Source organism: Niallia taxi (assembly GCF_004005475.1).
GTDB lineage: Bacteria > Bacillota > Bacilli > Bacillales > Cytobacillaceae > Niallia > Niallia taxi.
Window position 1 is genome coordinate 181,305 of record NZ_RZTZ01000002.1, and the last position, 23,818, is coordinate 205,122.

At 38.5% G+C, this 23,818-nt stretch carries 28 protein-coding genes, 1 tRNA gene, 1 riboswitch and 1 other annotated feature; of the genes, 21 read left to right on the plus strand and 8 right to left on the minus strand.

The genetic code is table 11. The features are described from left to right. Positions 1-25 precede the first annotated feature (25 nt). Together sdhA and sdhB are read left to right on the plus strand one after the other, a co-directional pair. Positions 26-1,789, plus strand: a complete 1,764-nt coding sequence (sdhA, locus tag EM808_RS05730) for a succinate dehydrogenase flavoprotein subunit (protein WP_127737138.1) — start codon at positions 26-28, stop codon at positions 1,787-1,789. A 1-nt stretch (position 1,790) separates the two neighbouring features. Next, positions 1,791-2,552, plus strand: coding sequence for a succinate dehydrogenase iron-sulfur subunit (sdhB, locus tag EM808_RS05735; RefSeq protein WP_127737141.1), 762 nt, complete (start codon positions 1,791-1,793; stop codon positions 2,550-2,552). A 116-nt stretch (positions 2,553-2,668) separates the two neighbouring features. Here sdhB and EM808_RS05740 read toward each other — a convergent pair whose 3' ends face one another. The 3 genes from EM808_RS05740 to EM808_RS05750 are packed head-to-tail and all read right to left on the minus strand — an operon-like array spanning position 2,669 to position 5,374. Continuing rightward, complete coding sequence (locus EM808_RS05740; RefSeq protein ID WP_127737143.1) at positions 2,669-3,343, minus strand: DUF2642 domain-containing protein; 675 nt, start codon at positions 3,341-3,343, stop codon at positions 2,669-2,671. A 42-nt stretch (positions 3,344-3,385) separates the two neighbouring features. After that, entirely contained in the window at positions 3,386-4,798 is a 1,413-nt protein-coding gene (locus EM808_RS05745) for a DUF2642 domain-containing protein (protein WP_164849583.1), read from the minus strand. Positions 4,799-4,858: 60 nt separating this feature from the next. Further along, entirely contained in the window at positions 4,859-5,374 is a 516-nt protein-coding gene (locus tag EM808_RS05750) for a hypothetical protein (RefSeq protein ID WP_127737147.1), read from the minus strand. A 240-nt stretch (positions 5,375-5,614) separates the two neighbouring features. On the opposite strand from EM808_RS05750, the gene EM808_RS05755 reads away from it, so the two are divergent. From EM808_RS05755 to EM808_RS05805, 11 genes are all read left to right on the plus strand, one after another. Continuing rightward, entirely contained in the window at positions 5,615-6,265 is a 651-nt protein-coding gene (locus EM808_RS05755; protein WP_127737149.1) for a hypothetical protein, read from the plus strand. A gap of 202 nt (positions 6,266-6,467) precedes the next feature. Next, a riboswitch (cyclic di-GMP riboswitch) is annotated at positions 6,468-6,550 on the plus strand. Positions 6,551-6,624: 74 nt separating this feature from the next. After that, a complete protein-coding gene (locus tag EM808_RS05760; RefSeq protein ID WP_127737151.1) occupies positions 6,625-6,981 on the plus strand; it encodes a response regulator in 357 nt (118 codons plus the stop codon). A 129-nt stretch (positions 6,982-7,110) separates the two neighbouring features. Next, positions 7,111-7,746 (plus strand): cupin domain-containing protein, encoded by a 636-nt coding sequence (locus EM808_RS05765; RefSeq protein WP_127737153.1) that lies wholly within the window; start codon positions 7,111-7,113, stop codon positions 7,744-7,746. A 207-nt stretch (positions 7,747-7,953) separates the two neighbouring features. After that, positions 7,954-8,178 (plus strand): spore germination transcription factor GerE, encoded by a 225-nt coding sequence (gene gerE, locus EM808_RS05770; protein ID WP_016201768.1) that lies wholly within the window; start codon positions 7,954-7,956, stop codon positions 8,176-8,178. 273 nt (positions 8,179-8,451) lie between these two features. Continuing rightward, positions 8,452-8,910: a MarR family winged helix-turn-helix transcriptional regulator gene (locus tag EM808_RS05775; protein WP_127737155.1), complete on the plus strand. Its 459-nt coding sequence runs from the start codon at positions 8,452-8,454 to the stop codon at positions 8,908-8,910. 10 nt (positions 8,911-8,920) lie between these two features. Next, the gene (racE, locus tag EM808_RS05780) at positions 8,921-9,718 is read left to right on the plus strand and encodes a glutamate racemase (RefSeq protein WP_127737157.1); all 798 of its coding nucleotides are present in this window, start codon (positions 8,921-8,923) and stop codon (positions 9,716-9,718) included. Positions 9,719-9,851: 133 nt separating this feature from the next. Beyond that, positions 9,852-10,907, plus strand: a complete 1,056-nt coding sequence (locus tag EM808_RS05785) for a GerMN domain-containing protein (protein WP_127737159.1) — start codon at positions 9,852-9,854, stop codon at positions 10,905-10,907. A 152-nt stretch (positions 10,908-11,059) separates the two neighbouring features. Next, positions 11,060-11,653: an XTP/dITP diphosphatase gene (locus tag EM808_RS05790; RefSeq protein ID WP_127737161.1), complete on the plus strand. Its 594-nt coding sequence runs from the start codon at positions 11,060-11,062 to the stop codon at positions 11,651-11,653. A gap of 15 nt (positions 11,654-11,668) precedes the next feature. Then, complete coding sequence (locus EM808_RS05795) at positions 11,669-12,178, plus strand: metallophosphoesterase family protein (RefSeq protein ID WP_127737163.1); 510 nt, start codon at positions 11,669-11,671, stop codon at positions 12,176-12,178. A gap of 131 nt (positions 12,179-12,309) precedes the next feature. Continuing rightward, positions 12,310-12,383 (plus strand) — tRNA-Arg (locus EM808_RS05800). 532 nt (positions 12,384-12,915) lie between these two features. Next, entirely contained in the window at positions 12,916-13,113 is a 198-nt protein-coding gene (locus EM808_RS05805; RefSeq protein WP_127737165.1) for a hypothetical protein, read from the plus strand. A 157-nt stretch (positions 13,114-13,270) separates the two neighbouring features. Here the strand turns inward: EM808_RS05805 and EM808_RS05810 are convergent, their stop codons facing one another. Together EM808_RS05810 and EM808_RS05815 are read right to left on the minus strand one after the other, a co-directional pair. Further along, a complete protein-coding gene (locus EM808_RS05810; RefSeq protein WP_127737167.1) occupies positions 13,271-13,711 on the minus strand; it encodes a ferritin family protein in 441 nt (146 codons plus the stop codon). Positions 13,712-13,825: 114 nt separating this feature from the next. Next, positions 13,826-14,068, minus strand: coding sequence for a hypothetical protein (locus EM808_RS05815; protein WP_127737169.1), 243 nt, complete (start codon positions 14,066-14,068; stop codon positions 13,826-13,828). Between the two features lie 201 nt (positions 14,069-14,269). Between EM808_RS05815 and EM808_RS05820 the strand changes: the two genes are divergently transcribed. Continuing rightward, complete coding sequence (locus tag EM808_RS05820) at positions 14,270-14,791, plus strand: GNAT family N-acetyltransferase (RefSeq protein ID WP_127737171.1); 522 nt, start codon at positions 14,270-14,272, stop codon at positions 14,789-14,791. A gap of 88 nt (positions 14,792-14,879) precedes the next feature. On the opposite strand, the gene EM808_RS05825 is transcribed toward EM808_RS05820, so the two are convergent. Beyond that, positions 14,880-15,239 carry a hypothetical protein gene (locus EM808_RS05825; RefSeq protein ID WP_127737173.1) on the minus strand — a complete coding sequence of 120 codons (360 nt, stop codon included), beginning with the start codon at positions 15,237-15,239 and terminating at the stop codon, positions 14,880-14,882. A gap of 13 nt (positions 15,240-15,252) precedes the next feature. After that, positions 15,253-15,561 carry a YolD-like family protein gene (locus EM808_RS05830; RefSeq protein WP_127737175.1) on the minus strand — a complete coding sequence of 103 codons (309 nt, stop codon included), beginning with the start codon at positions 15,559-15,561 and terminating at the stop codon, positions 15,253-15,255. A 112-nt stretch (positions 15,562-15,673) separates the two neighbouring features. On the opposite strand from EM808_RS05830, the gene EM808_RS05835 reads away from it, so the two are divergent. Next, a complete protein-coding gene (locus EM808_RS05835; RefSeq protein ID WP_127737177.1) occupies positions 15,674-15,892 on the plus strand; it encodes a WYL domain-containing protein in 219 nt (72 codons plus the stop codon). Positions 15,893-15,908: 16 nt separating this feature from the next. Here the strand turns inward: EM808_RS05835 and EM808_RS05840 are convergent, their stop codons facing one another. Next, positions 15,909-16,319, minus strand: coding sequence for a GNAT family N-acetyltransferase (locus EM808_RS05840; protein ID WP_127737179.1), 411 nt, complete (start codon positions 16,317-16,319; stop codon positions 15,909-15,911). Positions 16,320-16,732: 413 nt separating this feature from the next. Here EM808_RS05840 and EM808_RS05845 point away from each other — a divergent pair, with 413 nt between their 5' ends. The 6 genes from EM808_RS05845 (at position 16,733) to leuC (ending at position 23,807) form a co-directional block, all read left to right on the plus strand. Continuing rightward, positions 16,733-16,966, plus strand: a complete 234-nt coding sequence (locus tag EM808_RS05845; RefSeq protein ID WP_259347156.1) for a YolD-like family protein — start codon at positions 16,733-16,735, stop codon at positions 16,964-16,966. 430 nt (positions 16,967-17,396) lie between these two features. Beyond that, positions 17,397-17,658, plus strand: a binding site (T-box leader). A gap of 126 nt (positions 17,659-17,784) precedes the next feature. Next, positions 17,785-19,503, plus strand: a complete 1,719-nt coding sequence (ilvB, locus tag EM808_RS05850) for an acetolactate synthase large subunit (protein WP_127737183.1) — start codon at positions 17,785-17,787, stop codon at positions 19,501-19,503. Then, a complete protein-coding gene (ilvN, locus tag EM808_RS05855) occupies positions 19,500-20,018 on the plus strand; it encodes an acetolactate synthase small subunit (RefSeq protein ID WP_127737185.1) in 519 nt (172 codons plus the stop codon). The genes ilvB and ilvN overlap by 4 nt, the downstream gene beginning before the upstream one ends. A gap of 46 nt (positions 20,019-20,064) precedes the next feature. Beyond that, positions 20,065-21,087: a ketol-acid reductoisomerase gene (ilvC, locus tag EM808_RS05860; protein ID WP_127737187.1), complete on the plus strand. Its 1,023-nt coding sequence runs from the start codon at positions 20,065-20,067 to the stop codon at positions 21,085-21,087. Between the two features lie 125 nt (positions 21,088-21,212). Then, on the plus strand, positions 21,213-22,313 hold the full coding sequence (gene leuB / locus EM808_RS05865; protein WP_127737189.1) for a 3-isopropylmalate dehydrogenase: 1,101 nt from the start codon (positions 21,213-21,215) through the stop codon (positions 22,311-22,313). A gap of 87 nt (positions 22,314-22,400) precedes the next feature. Further along, a complete protein-coding gene (leuC, locus tag EM808_RS05870) occupies positions 22,401-23,807 on the plus strand; it encodes a 3-isopropylmalate dehydratase large subunit (RefSeq protein WP_127737191.1) in 1,407 nt (468 codons plus the stop codon). The last annotated feature ends 11 nt before the right edge of the window (positions 23,808-23,818 follow it).

A 23,818-nucleotide genomic window follows, 5' to 3' on the forward strand; every position in this document is an offset into this window, starting at 1 on the left:
GCAATAGATTAAGGGAGTGGAATAAATGAGTAAAGGGAAAGTAATCATTGTAGGCGGCGGTTTAGCAGGACTAATGGCCACAATTAAAGTAGCGGAAACTGGGACACCTGTTGAATTGTTTTCCCTTGTGCCTGTTAAGCGTTCCCATTCTGTTTGTGCACAAGGCGGCATAAATGGTGCGGTAAACACGAAAGGAGAAGGAGATTCTCCTTGGGAGCATTTTGATGACACAGTATATGGCGGAGATTTCTTAGCAAACCAGCCGCCAGTTAAAGCAATGGCAGAAGCTGCACCTGGAATTATCCATTTGCTTGACCGTATGGGCGTTATGTTCAACAGAACACCAGAAGGTTTGCTGGATTTTCGACGCTTTGGAGGAACGCAATACCACCGAACAGCATTTGCTGGAGCAACAACAGGCCAGCAGCTTTTGTATGCATTAGATGAACAGGTGCGCAGATACGAGGTAGATGGACTAGTTGTCAAGTATGAAGGCTGGGAATTTCTTGGGGCAGTTCTTGATGATGACGGTGTTTGCCGCGGTATTAAAGCACAGGATTTGAAAACAATGGAAATCAAAGCCTTTCCTGGTGATGCTGTCATCATGGCAACAGGCGGGCCTGGTATTATCTTTGGAAAATCGACGAACTCTGTTATTAATACAGGTTCAGCTGCCGCAATTGCTTATCAGCAGGGCGCTTATTATGCAAATGGTGAGTTTATTCAAATTCACCCGACAGCTATTCCTGGTGATGACAAGCTGCGCTTAATGAGTGAATCAGCTCGTGGTGAAGGTGGAAGGGTTTGGACATATAAAGATGGGAAACCATGGTACTTCCTTGAAGAAAAATACCCTGCCTACGGCAATCTAGTGCCAAGGGATATTGCAACAAGGGAAATTTTCCATGTGTGTGTAGATCAAAAGCTTGGTATTAATGGCGAAAACATGGTGTATTTGGACTTGTCCCATAAGAATCCAAAGGAGCTAGACATTAAACTAGGCGGTATTATAGAAATTTATGAAAAGTTCATGGGAGACGACCCACGTAAAGTGCCGATGAAGATTTTCCCTGCCGTTCATTATTCTATGGGTGGATTATGGGTCGATTATGATCAAATGACAAATATTCCTGGCTTGTTTGCAGCTGGAGAATGTGATTATTCACAGCATGGTGCAAACCGTCTAGGAGCAAACAGCTTGCTGTCTGCTATTTATGGCGGGATGGTTGTTGGTCCGAATGCAGTTAAGTACATCAATGGTTTAAGCAAAAGCGCTGATGACCTATCATCCGTTCTGTTTGATAAGGCAATACAGGAAGAGCAAGGAAAATGGACTGACATCATGAAGCTTGATGGAACAGAAAATGCTTATGTATTGCATAAAGAATTAGGAGAATGGATGACAGATAATGTCACAGTTGTTCGCTATAATGACAAACTTCAGGAAACGGACAACAAAATCCAAGAATTACTGGAACGCTATCAAAACATCAATATTAATGATACGGCGAAATGGAGCAACCAAGGAGCGGTCTTTACTCGTCAGCTTCAAAATATGCTGCAACTGGCAAGGGTTATAACAATTGGAGCATATAATCGTAATGAAAGCCGCGGTGCTCATTATAAGCCTGATTTTCCAGACAGAAATGATGAAGACTTCTTAAAAACAACTATGGCCAAGTTCGTATCAGAGAAGGAAGCGCCAAGCTTCCATTATGATGAGGTTGATACATCACTTATCAAGCCTAGAAAGCGGGATTATTCGAAACAAAAAGAAGGAGTGAAATAAGATGGGGGAAGCAAGTACGGTTACATTTCTGATTACAAGGCAAGATGATCCTGATACAGCACCATATGCAGAAGAGTTTAAATTGCCTTATAGACCAAATATGAATGTCATTTCTGCCTTAATGGAAATACGAAGAAACCCGGTTAACAGCAAAGGCGAAAAAACAACTCCTATCTCTTGGGATATGAACTGCTTGGAGGAAGTATGCGGTGCTTGCTCAATGGTCATTAATGGCAAGCCAAGACAGTCATGCACAGCGTTAGTAGATCAGCTGGAGCAGCCAATCCGCTTGGAGCCAATGCGCACATTCCCAGTTGTCAGAGACCTGCAGGTTGACAGAACTCGTATGTTTGACAGCTTGAAAAAGGTAAAGGCTTGGATACCAATCGATGGAACTTATGACCTTGGACCAGGACCAAGAATGCCTGAGAAGAAAAGACAATGGGCATACGAATTATCTAAATGCATGACATGCGGCGTCTGCCTAGAAGCTTGTCCTAATGTTAACAGCAAATCAGACTTTATGGGACCAGCCCCATTATCTCAAGTACGACTCTTTAATGCTCATCCAACAGGAGCAATGAACAAGTCTGACAGACTTGAGGAAATTATGGGAGATGGCGGTCTTGCGAATTGCGGTAACTCGCAAAACTGTGTTCAATCATGTCCGAAAGGCATACCATTGACAACATCAATTGCAGCACTGAACAGAGATACTACCTTTGAAGCATTCAAAAGCTTTTTTGGCAGTGACAGTGTTTAATAAAAAGGAGATGGCTGATAAAGACAGCTATCTCCTTTTCCTATCCTTAATGTTGCAAAAAGGAGGACGAAATGCAAAAGAAAAACATCTTCCTTGAGATGTTTTTTATTTGTATATTATGGCAGGTGAACTGATTTTATATGGGTTAGCTTCCAATAAACAGGAGTTCCCTCAGCTGTAATTATCTCTATAATATTATTGGAAATATTTTTTACTAATCCAATCTTGTCAGGCGAATCTCCGAGATCAAATACAAGTAATTGGTCAGTATATTTTTTTAATTGCTCTTCAAAAGTGCGGGCTAAAGGTATATTGGAGGGGACAATGGGAAGATTCGCATTATTCAATGTGTATGGTGTTAAATTAGAAGTGTATGGAATAAGCCATTTGATATGATGCATGGAAATAAGAATAGTTTTAAAAACTGGAGAATAAAAAACAATATAGTCATTTAAAATATTAGTGATATAGCCATGAATAGACTTATTGCCAGTAACGAATAATTCTATAAATTGTCCCTTTGCATTATTTAAAATTTTACGATAGGAAATGTTTTCATTATCATCCTGAAATGGCAAATCTCCATTAGATGTATCAATGGTGAATTCTGTTTCTCCTTTTAGCGATTTCTTTATAGTATGAACATGGTTAAGTGGAATATAAAGGTACTTTTCTCCATCGTAAATCACGATAATATCCAGGCCATTGTCCAAAAGAATTCCAGAAAACACAGTTTTTCCTGATATTTCAACCTTTACATACTCATTTTTCAATTTTTTAAAGCTATCCATCTTTTCACTTCCTTAAAAAAGCAAGTAATTAAAATACACTAATCATTTCTTTGTTTTTCTTAGACGTTCTTCCCTGATTTTCTTGTACATATATTCTGCATGTTTCATTAAGGAAAAATATTGTTTCTCAAGTGCAAGTTTCTGGTCTTTTGCATCAATAATCTGTGTTTTTATTTCTGTTTTTGTATTAATTTCATTGTTTAATGGCACTTCTGGATTTTCCGTTTCCATTTTATCTAGTTCCGGTTGCTTTTTTTTGCTTCTTAAAGAGGATCCTAAGGGATTAAGGGGGTGCTTAAAGACACTATCACTTAGGTTATTGTTCTCCTTTTGTTTCACTTCTTTTTTCGGAGAAACTTGATCACTTTCGGCTTTAGGAGATTTATCCAAAGTATCAGCACTTCCTTTGTATTTTTGTGTTAAAACATCTGTCAAAAAGTCATGGAGAGTATCATCTTGCTTCTTACCCTTGCTTGCTGGTATATCGGCAAAAACATTGTTTGTTTCACGAACTTCACTTTTAATATGGTCTGAGTTCTTTATGACCGCACCTGGATCTCCTGTGACTATAGTATTTTTCATTATCCCCATCATAGAATCATCAGTTATTGTTTCTGCTTTAGAATCAGAGACAGTATCTACAAGAGGGTCTATGTCAGAATCAGAGACAGTATCTACAAGAGGGTTCGTGTCAGAATCAGAGATTGTTTCTACAAAAGGGTTCGTGTCAGAATCAGAGATCGTTTCTACAAGAGGGTTCGTGTCAGAATCAGAGATTGTATCTACAAGAGGGTTCGTGTCAGAATCAGGGATCGTTTCTACAAGAGGGTTCATGCTAAAATCGTAGACCTCGCTTTTAGCTGGTTCCATACTGTCCTTATAGTCAGCATTATCTCTTGTTTCTGTGTCAGAACCTGTAGCAGATTCCTTAATCAATTCGCTGCTTTCCGTAATTTCTTCTAAATTTGCTTTAGAATCAGAGGAATTATCTTCATTATTAGACGATTGCTCCTGCTTAGAATCGGAATGATCATTTTCATGCAGGCCATTAAAGATATTTATTATCGAGGTTTTAAGGATATACATTTGTTCTTCCTTATTAATTAAAATCAAGAAGTCCTCGGTAACTTTACTTAGCATTCCTTTAAAAACCTGATTGGAATTACAGGTAATTGTCACCCAGCTGTATCTCAACTCCTCTAATAAAGCATTCAAATCTTTTTTTGTCTCAAGTGGAAATTCTAAGGATAATGGATTATTGTCTTTAGCATTCTTTGTAATAGCATGAATCTGGTCTAATGCAAAATAATAGATTTTCCCATTCATTTCAAGCATCAAATGATCTTCTTTGACATCGAGTAATGTGCCTTCCACATATTGGTCTTTGTCTAGGAAAAGCCTTATCTTGAATCTTTTTAGTCTATCAAGTGCATTGGAAAAAGTGAATTCTCCCAAAAGAACCACCTCCTAAATGATAGTCGCTTCTTCTAAAAAAGAAGCGACTAATCATAATGATTATTTTTCACTGCTCTTTTCTTCTGTTTTTTCTTCCTTCTTATCATCCTTCTTTTCTTCTTGTTTCTCAGATTCCTCTTTCTGCGGCTTTTCAATTTTAAGTCCATAGCTGATATTGTGGATGTGGAAAGTGGCGATTCTGATAATTTCTTCATGATGAACAATTGTAATATGCTCTAAATTAATGTCGTCCAATACGCCTTCGACGGACTCCTTACCACCGCGATTGATCTTAACCCAATTGTATTTTAAGCTTTCCATTACTTCAAAAAGCGTTGGAGCAGTTACAAATTCAAATACTTCAGGTATTTCAAGTTCAAATGGAAGGCCTTTTTTTGTGTTTTCTGTCAAACTTTTAATGTGGTGTGTTAAATAATAAACGACACCATCTGCTTCAGTAAGAATAGTGAAATGGTCTTCGCTAACCGCTAGTAATTTCCCGACGCGGGATTCAGGACCTCCTCTATCCACTTTAATTGTTTTACCTACTAATGTCTGTAATACTTCTTTATTCATCTCCAAATAACCTCCTAGTTATGTTTTCCTTGTATGTATATGTGTCGGGGGAAGACAACGTACTATGTTACCTGCCTATTTATGTAAATGCGTTTTTTTAGTGCGTGTATCAATAGTTTTTCTTTAGATAATTTTCCTGGTGTTGGACAAACGTATATTTTCATGTATGAAAGGAAAATTCCGAACAAAAAGAATGACGAATCCATAAAATGTAACAAAAAAAGGAAAGCGGTGAACTTTGTGGGGGACATTAAAAAGACTTTTTGTGATAGTTTAAAGAAATGGAAAGAAGGAATAACTATTTCATTAGAGATTAACATTAATAAAAAATTGGATAGTCAAGAAGAAAACAAGGACGCTCTTTTGGTTAAAGCAGACGACCAAAAAGACGACAAAAAGCATGATGATAAAAAGGACGATATAAAAGACGACAACAAAAAGCATGATGATAAAAAAGACGATCAAAAAGACGACGAAAAGCATGACGATCAAAAAGACGATCAAAAAGACGACGAAAAGCATGATGATAAAAAAGACGATCAAAAAGACGACAACAAAAAGCATGATGATAACAAAGAAGGTAAAAAAGACGACAACAAAAAGCATGATGGTAAAAAAGAAGGTAAAAAAGACGACAAGAAGCATGATGGTAAAAAAGAAGGTAAAAAAGACGACAAGAAGCATGATGGTAAAAAAGAAGGTAAAAAAGACGACAAGAAGCATGATGGTAAAAAAGAAGGTAAAAAAGACGACGAGAAGCATGATGGTAAAAAAGAAGGTAAAAAAGACGACAAAAAGCATGATGATAAAAAAGAAGGTAAAAAAGATGACAAGAAGCATGAGAAAAAGGATAGCAAAGATGACGACAAGAAAGGGACGCATAAAAAATAAGTATTACTTTGTATAGGTTTTGTCAATCTGCATAGCAGAAAAAAACTGGGATATAGTCTAACTATATTCTGATTTTTTTTGTGTGTGAAGAAATATTATAGTGTTTCTGCTATTTATTGATTGATTATTATTAGTGGTACTTTGTATTCTTTCTGATTTCCTTATAAAAAACAATATATAGTTTAAAAGTACTATGTTATTCTAATATTATTGGCAAATTTTACGAAAGTAAAAGACGCAAAGCCACGGGCCTAATGTGAAAGCAATGGCAGCCGGGTTGCCGAGACAAAAGCTTGTCTTGATTAATAAATTACTCCTTTCCTTTAAGTTTGCCAAAGTTAGAACTAGGAGTGGTTATATTGGAAGTCAGGGTTGTTATAGCAGACGACTCTTTATTTATGAGAATTTACATAAAAAATTTATTAAAAAACAGCAAATTCAAAGTCATAGGGGAAGCCTCTGATGGATGTGAGGCTGTGACTATTTACAAAGAGCTTAAGCCGGACATACTACTCCTTGATTTAACGATGGAATGTATGGACGGTATGACAGCATTGCAGAGAATTATGGAATTTGACCCATGTGCCAGAGTTGTTATCTGTTCGGCAATGGGACAAAGCAGGAATGTCATTGCTGCCCTTTCATACGGCGCAAAGGATTTCATCGTTAAGCCTAATTTTGATAGGATTCTGCTTACATTAAATAAGATATTTTAAGTATAAGGATGCCGCTTTTGGCATCCTTTTCCTTATACATAAAATTGTGTTTAGGGTAAGTGTCACGCTTTTAGCCGATTCTCATACAATACGTTGTAGTACTTTATAAAGAAATGGGGACTGTATGCGATGCCAACTTCCTATATGGACTATACGAAACCAGATGTCAGCTATTTTTCAGACGTGAATAAAAACCGTCTAAATACTCGCAATGCTGATAACTATATCAACCGATTAGGCAGGGATGTCTTAAACACTCTCGGTGAGGTTTCTTTATTAGATATTTATTTAAGCAACGGAAGGGTAGTCGAACCACATTATCATCAAAACGCGGCAGAGCTTGTTTACTGCATCTCTGGGTCTGCAGTCGTTTCCTTGATTAATCCTTTCACAAACAAAGTATCCAATATTCCCATAAGGCCAGGCCAAGTGGCCAACATCCCTCAAGGCTGGTGGCACTGGGAAATAGCCTCGGAAGATAAAACCCATTTGCTTGCCATCTTTGATGCCCCGTACCCTGAGTATATATTTGGTTCTGATATTCTTGCTAAAACACCAGTCGAAGTGCTCGCACACACGTATTGTCTTGACCCCGACCAACTGAAAAAAACCCTTGCTCCGCTGAAAAATGAAACCATTGTGATAGGACCTACAGATGAATGTTTGCATAAGCAGCAAAGGCAACAATCTACTTCTGACTATCATTATGGCCGAAATAATCCATACAGCACGCAGCAGCCATTCTATCCATATGGCTACTACTGAGCAAATCTACAAATAAGAAAAGTAATGCCTTACCTGCAATGGAAAGGGATACACAGTAAAAATGAAGCAGCCATTTCTAGAAAAAAACGCAGTCCATTTTCAGGAAATACAGTCACTACAACGCTTTTTCTCACATAATATATTCAGACTATAATATATACCCATCCCATAGTTCATAGCTGGCAAAGGCAAGGAGGGTTACACTACTTGAAGGAGAATGAATTTACTCACAAGCCATTATTAACAAAAAGGGAAAGAGAAGTATTTGAACTCTTGGTTCAAGACAAAACGACCAAGGAAATCGCGAGTGATTTGTTCATCAGCGAAAAAACAGTTCGCAACCATATTTCTAATGCGATGCAAAAGCTGGGCGTAAAGGGGCGTTCACAGGCTGTTGTAGAACTCCTAAGAATGGGAGAACTAGAGCTATAATTTCCGAAAGGTGACTTTAAAAAAGCTTTCAGAATCCTGTCTATGGGAGGGAGGACTATGGCTTTTAAAGTCACCTTTTTCTATATTAAATAAGTTGAATATACGGCAGATTTTTAGACTGAGTGACAGCAGATAGTGCTGTCTTTTTTTAGTTGGAAGCTTCCAGAAAAGGCATTTTAGCCTATACGTTTACGATTTGCTCAATCTAGACTATAATTATTATTAAGTAATGTGGATGATAGATAAATTGGACAGATAATAGGAGATGTAGCAATGAATGTAGAAGAAAAAAACTCAAAAGAGTATTCAGATATGATAGCAATCATTGAGAAAGATATGAGATACATTTCTGGCATCATCAAACAGAAGGGCCGGGAAATTTTAAGCAATTATACAATTACACCGCCTCAATTTGTTGCATTGCAATGGCTTTTTGAAGATGGAGACATGACAATCGGTGAATTATCGAATAAAATGTATCTAGCCTTTAGTACGACAACTGATTTGGTGGACAGAATGGAAAAGAACGAATTGGTTCAGCGAGTAAAGGACCCTAATGACCGTCGTGTTGTACGTATTCATTTATTAGATGAAGGCAAAAGGCTGATTGATGAAGTAATCAAAAAAAGACAAATGTATTTACAGGAAGTTTTGGGTAATTACTCACTGGAAGAAGTTGCACATTTAAAAGACAACTTCATTAGATTGCATCAAGAAATGCGGGAAAAATGAGGCGGTAAGTTTGGAAAGACCAATTGGTGTTATTGATTCAGGTGTTGGCGGATTAACTGTTGCAAAAGAAATTATGAGACAGCTGCCTAACGAAAAAATCATTTATTTGGGAGATACGGCAAGATGTCCGTATGGACCAAGATCTGGGGAAGAAGTAAAAGCATTTACATGGGAATTGACGCGGTTTTTGCTGCGGAAAAATATTAAGATGCTTGTCATTGCTTGCAACACAGCAACTGCTGTCGCCCTCGAAGAGATAAGGGAGCAGCTATCTATTCCAGTCATCGGTGTGATTGTCCCTGGGGCAAGAACGGCGATTAAAGTGACAAGAAACAACTATATTGGCATGATTGGAACAATCGGAACAGTTAAAAGTAAAGCATACGAAAAGGCGCTGAAGCAGATAAACAAAAAGGTGCGTACAGAAAGTCTAGCATGTCCAAAATTTGTTCCTCTTGTGGAGAGTGGAGAATACGATGGGCCTGTCGCAAAACGCATCGTAAAACAAACTCTTGCTCCATTAAAAGGAATTGGTATTGATACACTTATACTGGGATGTACACATTACCCTCTTTTGGAAAAGGTTATCCGAGAGGAAATGGGGGACAAGGTTAAGGTGATCAGCTCTGGAGCAGAAACAGCTCGGGAAGTAAGCACCATACTTGCGCATAGTAATCAGCTTGCCTTGCCAGATGATAGTAATGAGCACGAGTTTTATACAACAGGCTCAAGCGATATTTTCGCAAGGATTGCTTCAGATTGGCTCCATGAAAAAGTGGAAGCGGTCGAGACAATTAAGCTGATATAAAAGACTAAGCATAAATTGCTTAGTCTTTTTTCTATGGATTTACTAATTAAAAAAATATTTTTGGAGAGCTCGGTCTAATTTTGGAAATAGCTCGTATATATATTAGTACAAACTGTCTTAGGAGTGATTAATGATGTCTAAGAATAAAAAGCTTACCATTTTGTCTGCTGCACTCGTATCAACTGTTATGCTATCTGGCTGTGGTTTATTTGGAGGAGAAAATGGCAAAGAAAATGTCGACCCACCGCAAACAACTACATATAGTGATAATGCGGCAGAGGAAACAGCTGCAAAGGCTGGGGAAGAGACAGCAGGTTCCATGCCAATTGAGTTATATTTAGTGGATAAAGATGGATTTGTTGTTCCGCAAACATTAAATATCCCGAAAACAAACAGTGTTGCAAAAGAAAGCCTTGAGTATTTAGTGAAGGATGGTCCTGTCACAGAAATGCTGCCGAACGGCTTCCAAGGAGTCTTGCCTGCAGGTACAGAGGTTTCTGTCAATATTAAGGATAAAGTAGCTACAGTCGATTTCTCGAAGGAGTTCAACGATTATGATGCGAGCGATGAGTCTAAAATCATGCAATCAGTCACATGGACATTAACACAGTTTGATTCCATTGATTCCGTTAAGCTGCAGGTTAATGGCAAGGAGCTTGCACAAATGCCTGTCAATAAAACGCCTATCCAAAGCGCCTTAACAAGAGAAATGGGTATTAACTTAGATACAAAGGATGTTGCTGATATTACTAACACTAAACCGCTAACTGTTTATTATGTGGGCGGAGAGGCTGGCGAATATTATTATGTTCCAGTAACAAAACGTGTCAGCAACGCGAAGGATAATAATATTGCTGCAGCAGTTGGCGAGCTTGCAGAAGGACCAGGAACTGGGTCTGCCTTGGCAACCTTCATGGAGCAAGACGTGAAGCTGTTGGACGATCCTGTTGTGGCAGATGGAAAGGTTACATTAAACTTCAATGAGTCGATCTATAATAGTGCAGACGGAGAGGAAAAAACCGTTTCTGATGATCTGTTAAACTCTCTTGTGCTTTCTTTGACAGAGCAGGAAGGTATTGAGAGTGTTGCCATCACAGTGAATGGCGAACAGGACCTTGTGAATGAGGAAGGCAAAAGCCTTACTGAGCCAGTATCACGTCCTGAAAAAGTTAATACTGGAAGCTTCTAATAGACAAAAGGCTGCACTATGCAGCCTTTTTTGTGTGTAAAGGAAGACATTTTATATATGATTGGACTGTCCAATTTTTTGATAGTAAAATGTAAGAAGAAGTAAATATGTCTACATAATTAAAAATGCACGCAGCAGGAAGTGGGAGCAAAATGAAAGAAATTATTATCGCAACGAAAAACCGAGGAAAAGCGAAAGAGTTTGTAGAGATGTTTGAGCCGCTTGGCTACGCTGTCAAAACATTGCTTGATTACCCGGAAATTGAGGATGTGGAAGAAACAGGCACAACCTTCGAAGAAAATGCAGTTTTAAAGGCTGAAACAGTGGCAAAGCTGTTAGGAAAGGTTGTTATTTCTGATGATTCCGGCTTAATGGTTGATGCACTTGAAGGCAGACCTGGCGTCTATTCTGCACGATATGCAGGAGAACAGAAGGATGATCAGGCAAATATGGATAAAGTGCTTGAAGAATTAAAAGGAGTTCCTGTGGAAAAACGAACAGCACGCTTTTGCTGCACATTAGCAATCGCCAATCCTGCAAGCGGGACACAGACGTTTACAGGCACTTGTGAAGGTGTAATATTAGAGGAGAGAAGAGGAGAATACGGCTTCGGTTATGATCCGATTTTCTTTGTAGTGGAAGAGGACAAGGCAATGGCAGAATTGCCGCCAGAGAAGAAAAACAGTATCAGTCACAGAGCGAATGCACTTAAAAAATTAAAGGAACAGCTTCCGCAAGTTCTGTAAGGAGAGTGTTGAACAATGAAGGTTCTAATCGTCAGTGATAGCCATGGCCTTGTCAATGAGCTGCAGGTGTTGAAGGAAAGGCATAAAGAAGAAGCAGAACTGTTCCTTCATTGTGGAGACTCTGAGCTCCCTATCGATGACAAAGCCATCTCTGGGTATGTCGTAGTTCAAGGAAACTGCGATTATTACGCAAAATATCCAGAAGAAACAATTCAAGAAGTGAACGGAAAAAAACTCCTGATGGTGCATGGCCATCTATATGGCGTCAAATCATCTGTCAGCAGACTGTTATACAGGGCAAAAGAAGTCGGCGCCCAAATTGCCTGCTTCGGACACAGCCATTATCTTGGTATGGAAATGATCGAAGATGTATTATTCATCAACCCAGGCAGCCTGCGTTTGCCAAGAGGAAGAATGGAAAAAACATATGTCATTCTATCCGTAGAAGACAAAACATTAAAAACAGAAGTGTACGATTTTGACAAAGGACTGCTTCCAGAATTGACAGCAGAGTTTCCTATTTAATAACTTTCTTGAAGAGAAAATAACTTAATTTTCTCTTCAAGAAAAAAAGTTTGAAAAAGATGTTGACTTTATATTGCCTAGAACATATAATAAATATTGTCCTGATGAGGACGTTAAAAAAACAAAAACATGTCCCAGTAGCTCAGCCGGATAGAGCATACGCCTTCTAAGCGTACGGTCGGGAGTTCGAATCTCTCCTGGGACGTCCCATAAAAAGCACTTGCAAATGTTGATTTAATCAATGCTTGTGAGTGCTTTTTTTTATGTTTTCAACGAATAACGAATAAAGAATAAAAATATTATTTACACATCTTTTATACATGAAGAGGATTAATGATTGATCAATATAAATCTTATGGACTTTTGTGAACACACAGGTTATGAAAGAGGCGAGAAATAAACGAACTTTGAGAAGAGAGGTATTTGTAATTAGTGGGAACACAAACTAAAAACTATATTTTGACTTGTCTCAGCCTCTTTAGACTTATCTATCGTTTTGTGATTGCGTATTATTTTTAAAGTGTATAAACAAAAAGATAAATGGTTACAATAAAATAGTAACAGTTTTTTGCACAACACTGTTAAATGCCTTACTCTTCGGAGTAGGGCTTTTTTTTATATTTGCCAAGACATTGCACTCATCAAAGCAAACATAGCTGCTTTCCCTGTCTAGAAATACTTTTCCAACCTCCTAAAACATGGTAACATCAAATTACCACAAAAAGGAGAATAATCATATGAAACATATAACAGCAGCTATCTACATCTCAGTAGGCTTTTTATTAGTATCTTTTAACAGCTTTGACGGCTTTTATCCTGTAGCAGGCTATAATTTTATTGTCTTTTTTATTTTTCTTTTAGGAATTGTTTATCTTGTTTCTGCTATTAAGGATTATTTGAGAAAACATTATTCAACAGAAGAGAGAAAAGGGTAGTTTTATTTTTAACGCTAGAGTATGACAAGTCCTAAAGGGAAGAAGGTATCTTCTGAATGGAACACCTAGTGATGTTAGAATCTCATTTTTCCTATTCACCAGTTTATGTATGACAGGTTCATATTAAACGAAAAAAAAGCATCCGATGGGTGCTTTTTTATCTTTGCGTCTTCAAAAAATATAAAAACCATACCGCATGATTTTGTTCATCCATCGCTGCTCTTTTAAATGATTCTTTAATAAAGTCATTGCTTGTGCTGTCAGCGATTGTTAAATAAAAATCTACGGTCTCCTGCTCGTCATGAAAAGCAAAATCAATACCTGAATGATAGTTATTAGGGCAAGTTTCTGTAATGACTGCTGAATGTTTTTGGCCTGTTAGCTGGGTGTAAATCGAGGAGAACACATTATAATGGTTGATTTCATCCTTACGTATTTCGCTGATAATTTGTCTTTCTCGTTTTGTCGGTGCTAATGTTTCCAGTTTTTTATAGCAGTGGATTGCAGCAAACTCACCATCTATTGCCTTTTCGATCTGTGCAGCGAGCTCCTTTGCACGCTGTTGATATAAACCATAATAATGATTCAAGTTATTCAGCTCCTAGCGGTTGTTATAGCTTACATTATGAAATTTATAAATATAAGGAACTTGTCTTATGTAAAAAAAGGAGCTCATGAAACGAGGAGTATTGATGAGGGTTTTCTTTTTTTCTTACTTTGCTGTTTTTAATGTGCGTACAAACTTAATGTTAGAACCTTTCACCTGCTTTTGAACTTTTTTAATCCCTTCTGTACCAACTACACTGCCAAGCATACTGATGACGATACTCGAACAAATCCATTGCAAAGTATAATAAATACCAGAACCGACTAGTATATCAAGAAGCATTATTCGCTTGATAACAGTACCCTCAACTACCACAACAAGAAATGTCTTTTCGGTCTTTTTTGCCAAATAGATCACATCCTTCCTATTAAGCTTATGTGCCTGTATGCTTGGTCTATTCAATAATAAATCATCACTTTTCATGCAGAGTGATGACCTAGTTTACTATTTTTTAGTTAAATGTAAATATATAACAGGAATTAACAAAAAAAGAAGGAAATATAAAACGAGAAGCTTTTTCATATTTTTAGAGAATGGGTGGGAACTGTTATGGAAATAAGGACATCAAGGCTGTTGATTCGTGAATTCAACAAAAGTGATTGGCCAAAAGTATATAGCTATACTTCAAACAGTGATGTCATGCATTACATCCCAGAAGGTGTAATGACAGAGGAGCAAACACAGCAATTTATACGTGATAATCAAGGCGAAAATGCGGAATATTTTGCTGTGATGCTAGCAGAGGAAAAGGAGCTAATAGGCCATATAGCGTTTTTTAAATATTTTGGAGTGCATACATATGAAATTGGGTGGGTGTTTCATCCTGATTTTTTTAATCAAGGCTATGCAACCGAAGCGGCAAATGCTGTTTTAGCCTATGGGTTTGAAAGTATGAAGCTCCATCGGATTATCGCCACATGTCAGCCTGAAAATGTTCCTTCTTACAGAGTGATGGAGAAAATTGGAATGAGAAGAGAAGGCTTTTTTAAAAAATGCATACCTGCAGGAGACAGTTGGTGGGATGAATATTATTACGCAGTATTAAAAGAGGAATGGGAGGGCAACTATTAAGGCTGGATGTTTAAAGGGGCTGCATAAACAAGCTCAAGGCTTAACGTGCATGTAACCCCTAGATCCACCAGTTACAATGGAAAGCTACTTACTCTGTGTTGCGCATTAAATAGTAAATGAGCAGCTTTTGAGTATTGCTTTTCAAGCTTGTATTGTCAAAACGGTGAGGCTCATGTGCTCCTTTATAATAAAAGTTATACTCTGTAGAAATGCCGTCATTATGGCCACGCTGTACATGAAGCTGGTTCCTTTGCATATCTTTCTTGATTTTCTTTAAGTCTGATTGAACTTTCTGCATGGTATGTTCAATGAGATTTACATAGACATTTTTGATTTTGAAGGATGTATCTTCAATCTTTTTGCGGTCATATTCGAGTACTGCTAATACAAGTGCTAGATACACGGATTGACTGATGATTTTGCGGTCGGACTCTAAAATAGCGTGCATCTCTCGAACGCTCCTATTCCGCTTTTTTTGCTGAAATAAGATTTTGGAATGGCACAAAGTGAATAGAGTGCTCCATCCCCTTTATCCGAAGCTCTTTTTTGACATAATCGATGAAAATAGTCGTTCCATATAGCGAATAAATCGATTCCTCAACCTTAATTCTGTATTCAAGTGACCAGTTGTATTCCATCGCTTCATGTATAAGCATGTCAGTATCAGTGGAGAAAGCTTTAGGTGATTCTGCTTTTGTCTCTTTTACCCCTTGTTTTGGCTGTTGCGGAAATACCATTGCAGTCCATTTTAATTTACTTTCTTTAATCATAACATCCATCTCCTTTTGTTCTTTTAATATATCAGAACAAACGTTCTTAATCAAGGTTGATTTGGAACGTTTGTTCGTATATAATATATGCAAGAAAGGAGTGAAATATTAGATGAATCGTCAGTTAGAAAGAGCACTCAAGGAAAATCGGGCAATCGAAATCATTTATTTGAGCGGAAATGAATGTTTCTCGAAGAGGACTATTCTTGTGCGGGAGTTGAAGGGAAGCTATATTAAGGCATATTGCCTGCAGAGAAAACAGCCAAGAATATTTAAGCTGGATTCTATCCTCGCTGTATCCTTTGCAGGCACAGACAGAAAAAACGCCTAAAAAAAATGCTTGGCCGTCATTTTTTTCTTGCGATGCGAAAGCCATTGTCGATATTTTCAAAACCAACATGAGGATAATATGACATCGCATCAGGAGCCGCGAGGAGAATAAGGGCGACTTCCTCTCCGATACGCTCTTTTAATAGCTGGAGTAAAGTTTTGCCGATGCCTTCCTTTTGATAGCTTTTATCGACTGCTAAATCAGATAGATAGCAGCAGTAGCTAAAATCCGTTACTGCCCTTGCTACCCCTACTAATTGAACCCCATTCCATGCCGTAAAAAGTATATCAGCATGATTAATCATTTTCTGTAGCCGCGGATAGTCATCTGTGGGACGAATAAGTTTTGATGCAAGAAATACCTGGGAAAGCTGTTCTGGTGTTATTTTTTCATTGTATTTGTATTCAATTACTGTTAGTGGATCCATATATTACCTCCTGCAGCTTTTTCTTTATTATAAAGTGAAAAAACCAGTTATCAGCAAAAAAATGATAAAATTTCTTCAATCGGCTGAAATATTATATCGATATAATAAATGTTTTGGTTCTCAAAGGTGAACTGTATGTAAATATACACTATCCTTATATGATGAAATCTCTTAAAACATCGTTTGTCAGTTTTTCTAATAAGTAATTTTAGATAGTAACGACAAAAAATAGGAAAAAAGGTTAGTGTAAACGGTTAAGAAATCGGTAAATGGTTATATTGAAGATATCAGCCCTATCGGTTTTGTAAAAAAGTTCACAAATTGTACACAAAAATGTTGGAAACGCTTACTGATTATAGTGTATACTATACATATAGTAAATTCTAACTATAAACAATTGCAGTGAAATATAGATGAAACAGATAGGAGACTATGTAAAGGAGAAGGAAAAGATGATTTTAAAAGAGTTAGCTAGAAACCGGAAATTAGTCATTAATTACTATAAAAATGGACTTTTACAAACATGCAAGGGCAGTGTAGAGTTGTTGAACCTTCACGAGCAAACATTAAACCTGAAGGATGAGAAAGAGAATATCCTCCAAATTAAATTATCATGGATTCATGACATTGCACCAACAGCTGGTTAAGTAAATCTAAAAATGGAACCGCTTTCCTTAGAGGGAGCGGTTTTTTTAAAAAAGGTTGTCAGGAAATCTGACAACTTCGTATACGGAGTTCACATTATCGTATTATAATGAATTATCCATGAAGTATTGTACTTGCTCGTACTGTGAAAAATTAGGAGTAAAAATTCAAGGGACCTGTTAAAAAAAATTTTTAGATTTTTACAAAGTACAGGCGTTATTTATTTATCAATATTGTAAGCGGTTACCATCACTTTGTTTTTGTTTGAATTATCGAACAATTCTTAAAAAGGGTGTTGACTCTTGTTTCAAATCGGCGTAAGATAACCTCAACAAAAGCAAAACAGAAAATAAAAAACACAGCTTAGAAAGCTATTGAAACCATTTGAAATACCGTTGTTAAGTAAGCTTATTACCTAAATAAAAGATAATGAAAAATACGATGATGAGGATAAGTAGTTCTTGATTTGGGATTCCACAGAGAGCCGGTGGTTGCTGAGAACCGGTGAAGCCGATCAAGAATGAACTCACCTCTGAGTGTTGGCTTGAAACACATTTGTGCAGTAGAGCTAACCGAGTGACACGCCACTCGTTACCAAAAAAGGAACGAACTGTTCATTGAGTGCATACATGTTTTATTGTATGAATGAGGGTGGTACCGTGGAAAAGCTAAAAAAAGCCTTTTCACCCCTTTTGTCTACTTAGTTAAGTAAACATTGGGGGTGTGAAGGCTTTTTTTATGATATAAATCCATTTAATTACTGGTGCTGCTGGCGAAATCATTGTAAAAATTAAATCACCTTAATAAGGAGGTTATATTGATGATACAGAAAACCGCCTTTGAAGAGACGAAGGCTCAAACAAAGCCATTAACAGGGGCAGATCTTTTACTGCAAGCTTTAGAGCAGGAAAATGTGGAGTATATTTTTGGCTATCCGGGAGGCGCGGTTCTTCCTATTTACGATAAAATATACGATTCAAAAATATTCCATGTCCTTCCGAGACATGAACAGGGCGGAATACATGCTGCTGAAGGCTATGCCCGCATATCTGGAAAACCAGGAGTAGTTATTGCCACATCAGGCCCTGGTGCCACAAATATCGTGACAGGACTTGCGGACGCGATGATGGATTCCTTGCCGCTCGTTGTTTTCACTGGACAGGTAGCGACAGGCGTTATTGGGACAGATGCATTTCAAGAGGCAGATATTCTTGGTATTACAACACCAATCACGAAATATAATTGTCAAATCAGAAGCTTGGAAGACATTCCAAGAATTGTAAAGGAAGCTTTCTTTATTGCAACAAGCGGAAGACCAGGGCCAGTATTGATTGACGTGCCTAAGGATATTGCTGCAACTGTGACAGAGGTGCCTCAAGAGCAAGAAGTGGACTTGCCGGGCTATCAGCCCACTACAAAGCCAAATTATTTGCAAATCCGTAAGCTGACAGAGGCTGTCAGTGCTGCTAAAAAACCAGTAATTCTGGCAGGAGCAGGGGTTATTTTCTCAAAGGCGTCAACTGAGTTGAAGGAATATGCAGAACAGCAGCAGATTCCTGTTGTGCATACATTGCTTGGCTTAGGTGGTCTTTCGGAGGATAACAGCTTGTTTGTCGGAATGGGCGGAATGCATGGCTGTTACGCGGCTAATATGGCATTGTATGAGTGTGATTTACTTGTAAATGTTGGTGCAAGATTTGATGACCGCTTAACAGGTAATTTGCAGCATTTTGCTCCAAATGCAATTAAGGCACATATTGATATCGATCCAGCTGAGATTGGCAAGATTATTCCGACCAAAATTCCAGTCGTAGCAGATGCGAAAGAAGCGTTGACAGAGTTAATCAATCAAAATGGAAAACGTTCCGAGCATGACGAATGGTTAAAAAAGATTGAAAATTGGAAAAACGAATACCCTTATTATTATGATGAAGATTCCGACAAGCTGAAGCCGCAGCAAATTCTTGAGCTTCTTCATACAAAAACAAATGGGGAAGCAATTGTAACAACAGACGTTGGACAGCATCAAATGTGGGCAGCACAATACTACCGCTTTAAGGATCCTAATAAATGGGTAACTTCAGGTGGATTAGGAACGATGGGGTTCGGCTTACCATCAAGCATCGGTGCACAAATTGCCGACAAGGATGCAACCGTTCTTTCCATTAGCGGTGATGGCGGTTTCCAAATGTGCAGCCAAGAATTAGCTCTTATCAGGGAGTTGAACTTGCCGATTAAAATCATCATTTTCAATAACCAAGCATTAGGAATGGTAAGGCAATGGCAGGAATTCTTTTACGAGTCACGCTTCTCTCACAGTAAGGAATCTGTGCAGCCGTCCTTTGTCAAGCTTGCAGAGGCATATGGCATTAAAGGCTATCAAATTTCTAATATTGAGGATGCAGACAAAATATTGGATGAAGTCCTTCATAACAGGGAGCCAGTTGTCCTAGACTTCCGTATTGATCCTAATGAAAATGTTTATCCGATGATTGCACCAGGCAAAGGTTTACATGAAATGGTGGGGATGAAACCATGAAAAGAATAATCAGTTTAACAGTCATGAATAAATCTGGTGTATTAAACCGGATTACCAATTTGTTTTCAAAAAGAAACTATAATATTGAAAGCATTTCGGTTGGTCATACGGAGCAAGAAGGTATATCCAGAATTACATGTGTTGTTCATGTAGAGAGTGAGAATGTCATCGAGCAGGTGACAAAGCAGCTCAATAAACAGGTCGACATTTTAAAGGTTGTGGATATTACTGACCAGGCAATTGTGGAAAGGGAGCTTGCCTTAATTAAGGTACTGGCAACACCAGCCACTAGAAATGAGCTGTACTCCTTAATTGAGCCTTTCCGAGCATCTGTAATTGATGTGAGCAAAGAAAGCTTAGTCATTCAGATTACTGGTGAAGCATCTAAGATAGAAGCATTCATTGAGCTGATAAGACCATACGGAATCAAAGAGATTGCGAGAACTGGCACCACCGCATTCCCGCGTGGGTCTCAGAAAAACTCTAGTCAAAGAAACCATTACTCTATTGTTTAATTAAATTTATATAAAAACAAATCTACTAAAAAGGGAGAAATTTAAAATGGCGAAAATGTACTATAACGGAGATGCAAGCTTAGGATACTTTGAAGGAAAAACGGTTGCTGTAATTGGATACGGATCACAAGGCCATGCACATGCACTAAATATGAAGGACAGCGGAGTAAATGTAATCATTGGTTTAAGACAAGGAAAATCATGGGATAAAGCAGCGGAAGACGGCTTTGATGTTTATTCAGTTGGAGAAGCGACAGCTAAAGCTGATGTAGTGATGATTTTGCTTCCGGATGAGCAGCAAACAAAGGTTTATAATGAAGAAATCAAGCCGAACCTAACTAGCCAAGCATTAATGTTTGCGCACGGCTTCAATATTCACTTCAGCCAAATCGTACCACCAAGCTCAAGTGACGTATTGTTAGTAGCTCCAAAAGGTCCTGGCCACTTAGTAAGAAGAACGTTTGAACAAGAAGCTGGCGTGCCTGCATTATTTGCAATCTACCAAGATGTTACGGGAGAAGCAAGAGAGCTTGCATTAGCATACGCAAAAGCAATCGGCGCATTGCGTGCAGGAGCTTTGGAAACAACGTTTAAAGAAGAAACAGAAACAGATTTGTTCGGTGAGCAGGCAGTATTATGTGGTGGCTTGACTGCACTTGTAAAAGCTGGCTTTGAAACATTGGTGGAAGCTGGTTACCAGCCTGAATTGGCATATTTCGAGTGTTTGCACGAGCTGAAATTAATCGTTGACTTAATGTATGAAGATGGAATGGCTGGCATGAGATACTCTATCTCTGATACTGCACAATGGGGCGATTTTGTAACAGGACCAAGAATCGTAACAGAAGATGTGAAGAAGGAAATGAAAGCAGTATTAACAGATATTCAAGAAGGCAAGTTCGCAAAAGGCTGGATTTTGGAAAACCAAGCGAACAGACCTGTCTTTAATGCAATCAATGCAAGAGAAAGTGAGCATTTAATCGAAACAGTCGGCAAAGAGCTTCGTTCTATGATGCCATTTGTAAAAAGCTCAAGGAAAAAAGAAGTTGTAGGCAGTGGCCAAAAATAAGACCTTTTATAAATAAACTACTATCTTATAAGCAGTAAAAAGGACGGTGCAGGAGTTAAATCCTGGGCCGTTCTCTAAAAATAAGCAATCGCAGGCTTACAGATGAGCATGGAGGTCATTAGTAAATGGAGAAAAAAATTGCCGTATTGCCTGGAGATGGCATCGGTCCAGAAATCATTAAAGGTGCAATCGATGTATTGCAGGTAATTGAAGCGAAATTTGACCACTCTTTTGAATATAATTATGCAAATATTGGCGGATCTGCTTTTGATGAGGAAGGAACACCTTTATCAGACAAAACGATTGCATTATGCAAATCGAGTGACGCGATTATGCTTGGCGCAGTTGGCGGGCCGAAATGGGATGCTCTTCCTGTTTCATCAAGACCTGAACAGGGGCTGCTTCGCATCAGGAAGGAGCTTAACCTTTTTGCAAATTTAAGGCCAACTAAATATTTTCCAAGCTTGGCACCTGCGTCTCCGCTGCGCCAAGAAGTTATCGAAAATGTTGATTTAATGATGGTTAGAGAGCTGACAGGCGGCATTTACTTCGGCACACCTAGTGAAAGAACGACAATTGGCGGAAAGGCTGGAGCTGTTGATACACTTCTGTATACAAAAGAAGAAATCAACCTCGTTTTGAAAAAAGCATTCGAAATCGCCAAAACTAGATCGAAGAAAGTAACTTCTGTCGATAAGGCAAATGTATTGGAATCAAGCAGACTGTGGAGAGAATGTGCTACTGAGATGGCGGTGCAATATCCGGATGTTAAACTAGAGCATATGCTTGTTGATAATGCGGCAATGCAGCTTATCAGCAATCCAAGACAGTTTGATGTAGTTGTCACAGAAAACATGTTTGGTGATATCTTAAGTGATGAGGCAAGTGTGTTGACAGGATCGCTTGGAATGCTCGCATCAGCAAGTATTTCTGAAGCAGGTCCATCGCTTTATGAACCAATACACGGTTCAGCTCCAGATATTGCTGGACAAAATATTGCCAATCCGCTGGCGACTATCCTGTCTGCAGCAATGATGCTTCGTATATCCTTTGAAATGGAACAGGAAGCACAATTAATAGAAAATGCAGTTGATGCAGTTTTAAATAAAGGCTATCGAACAAAGGATATCCTGTCTGCAGATACTACATTGCTTACTACTTCACAAATGGTTGAGCAGGTTAAAGCCGAAATGATGGCGGCGCTTGAAACAGTAGAAGCACGATAAATAGAGAGAAAACGAAAGAAAATTGGACAGATAAACAGGATAAATAATATATAGAAGAAAAAAGACAAAAGGAAGGGGAGGGCCATAATGGGCAAATCCATTATTGAAAAAATCTGGGAAAAGCATATTGTTCATCGCGAAGAGGGAAAGCCGGATCTCCTGTACATTGATCTTCATTTAGTGCATGAAGTGACATCCCCACAAGCATTCTCTGGGCTAAGAATGAAAAACCGCAAAGTCCGCCGCCCTGATCGTACCTTTGCAACAATGGATCATAATGTTCCAACAATCAATCGCTTTCAAGTGGATGATGAAGTAGCTTTAAATCAGATGACTACATTAGAAAAAAACTGTCTCGAGTTTAATGTTCCATTGGCAAATTTGGAGAGTCCAGAACAAGGAATTGTCCATGTCATTGGTCCGGAATTGGGATTAACACAGCCGGGAAAAACAATCGTTTGCGGTGACAGCCATACATCGACGCATGGTGCTTTTGGTGCATTGGCGTTTGGAATCGGAACTAGTGAGGTTGAGCATGTATTAGCAACACAGACTTTGTGGCAAACAAAACCCAAAACCTTGAAAATAGAAGTGAACGGTAATTTAGCAATGGGTGTTAACGCTAAGGATGTTATCTTGTATGTTCTTTCCAAGTATGGTGTCAATTTCGGAACAGGACATGTTATTGAATATACTGGTGACGTTATCAAACAATTGAGCATGGAAGAACGAATGACAATCTGCAATATGTCCATTGAAGGTGGCGCTAGAGCAGGGCTTGTGTGTCCAGATGAAACGACTTTCAGCTATATGCGCGGCAGAAAATATGCTCCTGAAAACTTTGAGGAAGCAGTTAAAGCATGGGGAGAAATCGTATCAGATGAGGACGCTGTCTATGATAAAGTGATCGAAATAGACGGCAATGACATTGCACCAATGGTCAGCTGGGGAACAAATCCATCAATGACAGCCAAGGTAGATGACAGTATTCCGACTGAAAATGATTTTGCGGACGAAACAGATCGTCGTGCCTTAAAGAGTGCTTTGCAATATATGGGGCTTAAAGAAGGACAGCAAATTAAAGATATCGCCATTCAGCATGTCTTTATCGGCTCTTGTACAAATTCAAGAATAGAAGATTTGCGCCAGGCTGCAAGTGTTATTAGCGGGCAAAAGGTGCATCCAGGTGTCCGTGCATTAGTTGTTCCAGGTTCCCAGCAGGTGAAAAAGAAAGCAGAACAAGAAGGTCTTGATAAATTATTTACAGAAGCAGGCTTCGAGTGGAGAGATGCGGGCTGCAGCATGTGCCTGAGTATGAATAATGATGTTGTTCCAAGCGGAGAACATTGTGCATCCACTTCAAACCGTAACTTTGAAGGCCGACAAGGGGCAGGTGCAAGAACACACTTAGTCAGCCCGGCAATGGCAGCAGCTGCGGCGCTTAATGGTCACTTTGTTGATATACGAAAAGGAAATGTAGCAGAACTTGTATAAGGAAAAGGAGG

Bases quoted from the DNA above. Each gene is read 5' to 3' on its own strand.
- sdhA (WP_127737138.1), top strand. From the start codon at position 26: ATGAGTAAAGGGAAAGTAATCATTGTAGGCGGCGGTTTAGCAGGACTA.
- sdhB (WP_127737141.1), top strand. From the start codon at position 1,791: ATGGGGGAAGCAAGTACGGTTACATTTCTGATTACAAGGCAAGATGAT.
- EM808_RS05740 (WP_127737143.1), bottom strand. From the start codon at position 3,343: ATGGATAGCTTTAAAAAATTGAAAAATGAGTATGTAAAGGTTGAAATA.
- EM808_RS05750 (WP_127737147.1), bottom strand. From the start codon at position 5,374: ATGAATAAAGAAGTATTACAGACATTAGTAGGTAAAACAATTAAAGTG.
- EM808_RS05765 (WP_127737153.1), top strand. From the start codon at position 7,111: ATGCCAACTTCCTATATGGACTATACGAAACCAGATGTCAGCTATTTT.
- EM808_RS05775 (WP_127737155.1), top strand. From the start codon at position 8,452: ATGAATGTAGAAGAAAAAAACTCAAAAGAGTATTCAGATATGATAGCA.
- EM808_RS05785 (WP_127737159.1), top strand. From the start codon at position 9,852: ATGTCTAAGAATAAAAAGCTTACCATTTTGTCTGCTGCACTCGTATCA.
- EM808_RS05790 (WP_127737161.1), top strand. From the start codon at position 11,060: ATGAAAGAAATTATTATCGCAACGAAAAACCGAGGAAAAGCGAAAGAG.
- EM808_RS05795 (WP_127737163.1), top strand. From the start codon at position 11,669: ATGAAGGTTCTAATCGTCAGTGATAGCCATGGCCTTGTCAATGAGCTG.
- EM808_RS05805 (WP_127737165.1), top strand. From the start codon at position 12,916: ATGAAACATATAACAGCAGCTATCTACATCTCAGTAGGCTTTTTATTA.
- EM808_RS05820 (WP_127737171.1), top strand. From the start codon at position 14,270: ATGGAAATAAGGACATCAAGGCTGTTGATTCGTGAATTCAACAAAAGT.
- EM808_RS05825 (WP_127737173.1), bottom strand. From the start codon at position 15,239: ATGCACGCTATTTTAGAGTCCGACCGCAAAATCATCAGTCAATCCGTG.
- EM808_RS05830 (WP_127737175.1), bottom strand. From the start codon at position 15,561: ATGATTAAAGAAAGTAAATTAAAATGGACTGCAATGGTATTTCCGCAA.
- EM808_RS05835 (WP_127737177.1), top strand. From the start codon at position 15,674: ATGAATCGTCAGTTAGAAAGAGCACTCAAGGAAAATCGGGCAATCGAA.
- EM808_RS05840 (WP_127737179.1), bottom strand. From the start codon at position 16,319: ATGGATCCACTAACAGTAATTGAATACAAATACAATGAAAAAATAACA.
- EM808_RS05845 (WP_259347156.1), top strand. From the start codon at position 16,733: ATGAAACAGATAGGAGACTATGTAAAGGAGAAGGAAAAGATGATTTTA.
- ilvB (WP_127737183.1), top strand. From the start codon at position 17,785: ATGATACAGAAAACCGCCTTTGAAGAGACGAAGGCTCAAACAAAGCCA.
- ilvN (WP_127737185.1), top strand. From the start codon at position 19,500: ATGAAAAGAATAATCAGTTTAACAGTCATGAATAAATCTGGTGTATTA.
- ilvC (WP_127737187.1), top strand. From the start codon at position 20,065: ATGGCGAAAATGTACTATAACGGAGATGCAAGCTTAGGATACTTTGAA.
- leuB (WP_127737189.1), top strand. From the start codon at position 21,213: ATGGAGAAAAAAATTGCCGTATTGCCTGGAGATGGCATCGGTCCAGAA.
- leuC (WP_127737191.1), top strand. From the start codon at position 22,401: ATGGGCAAATCCATTATTGAAAAAATCTGGGAAAAGCATATTGTTCAT.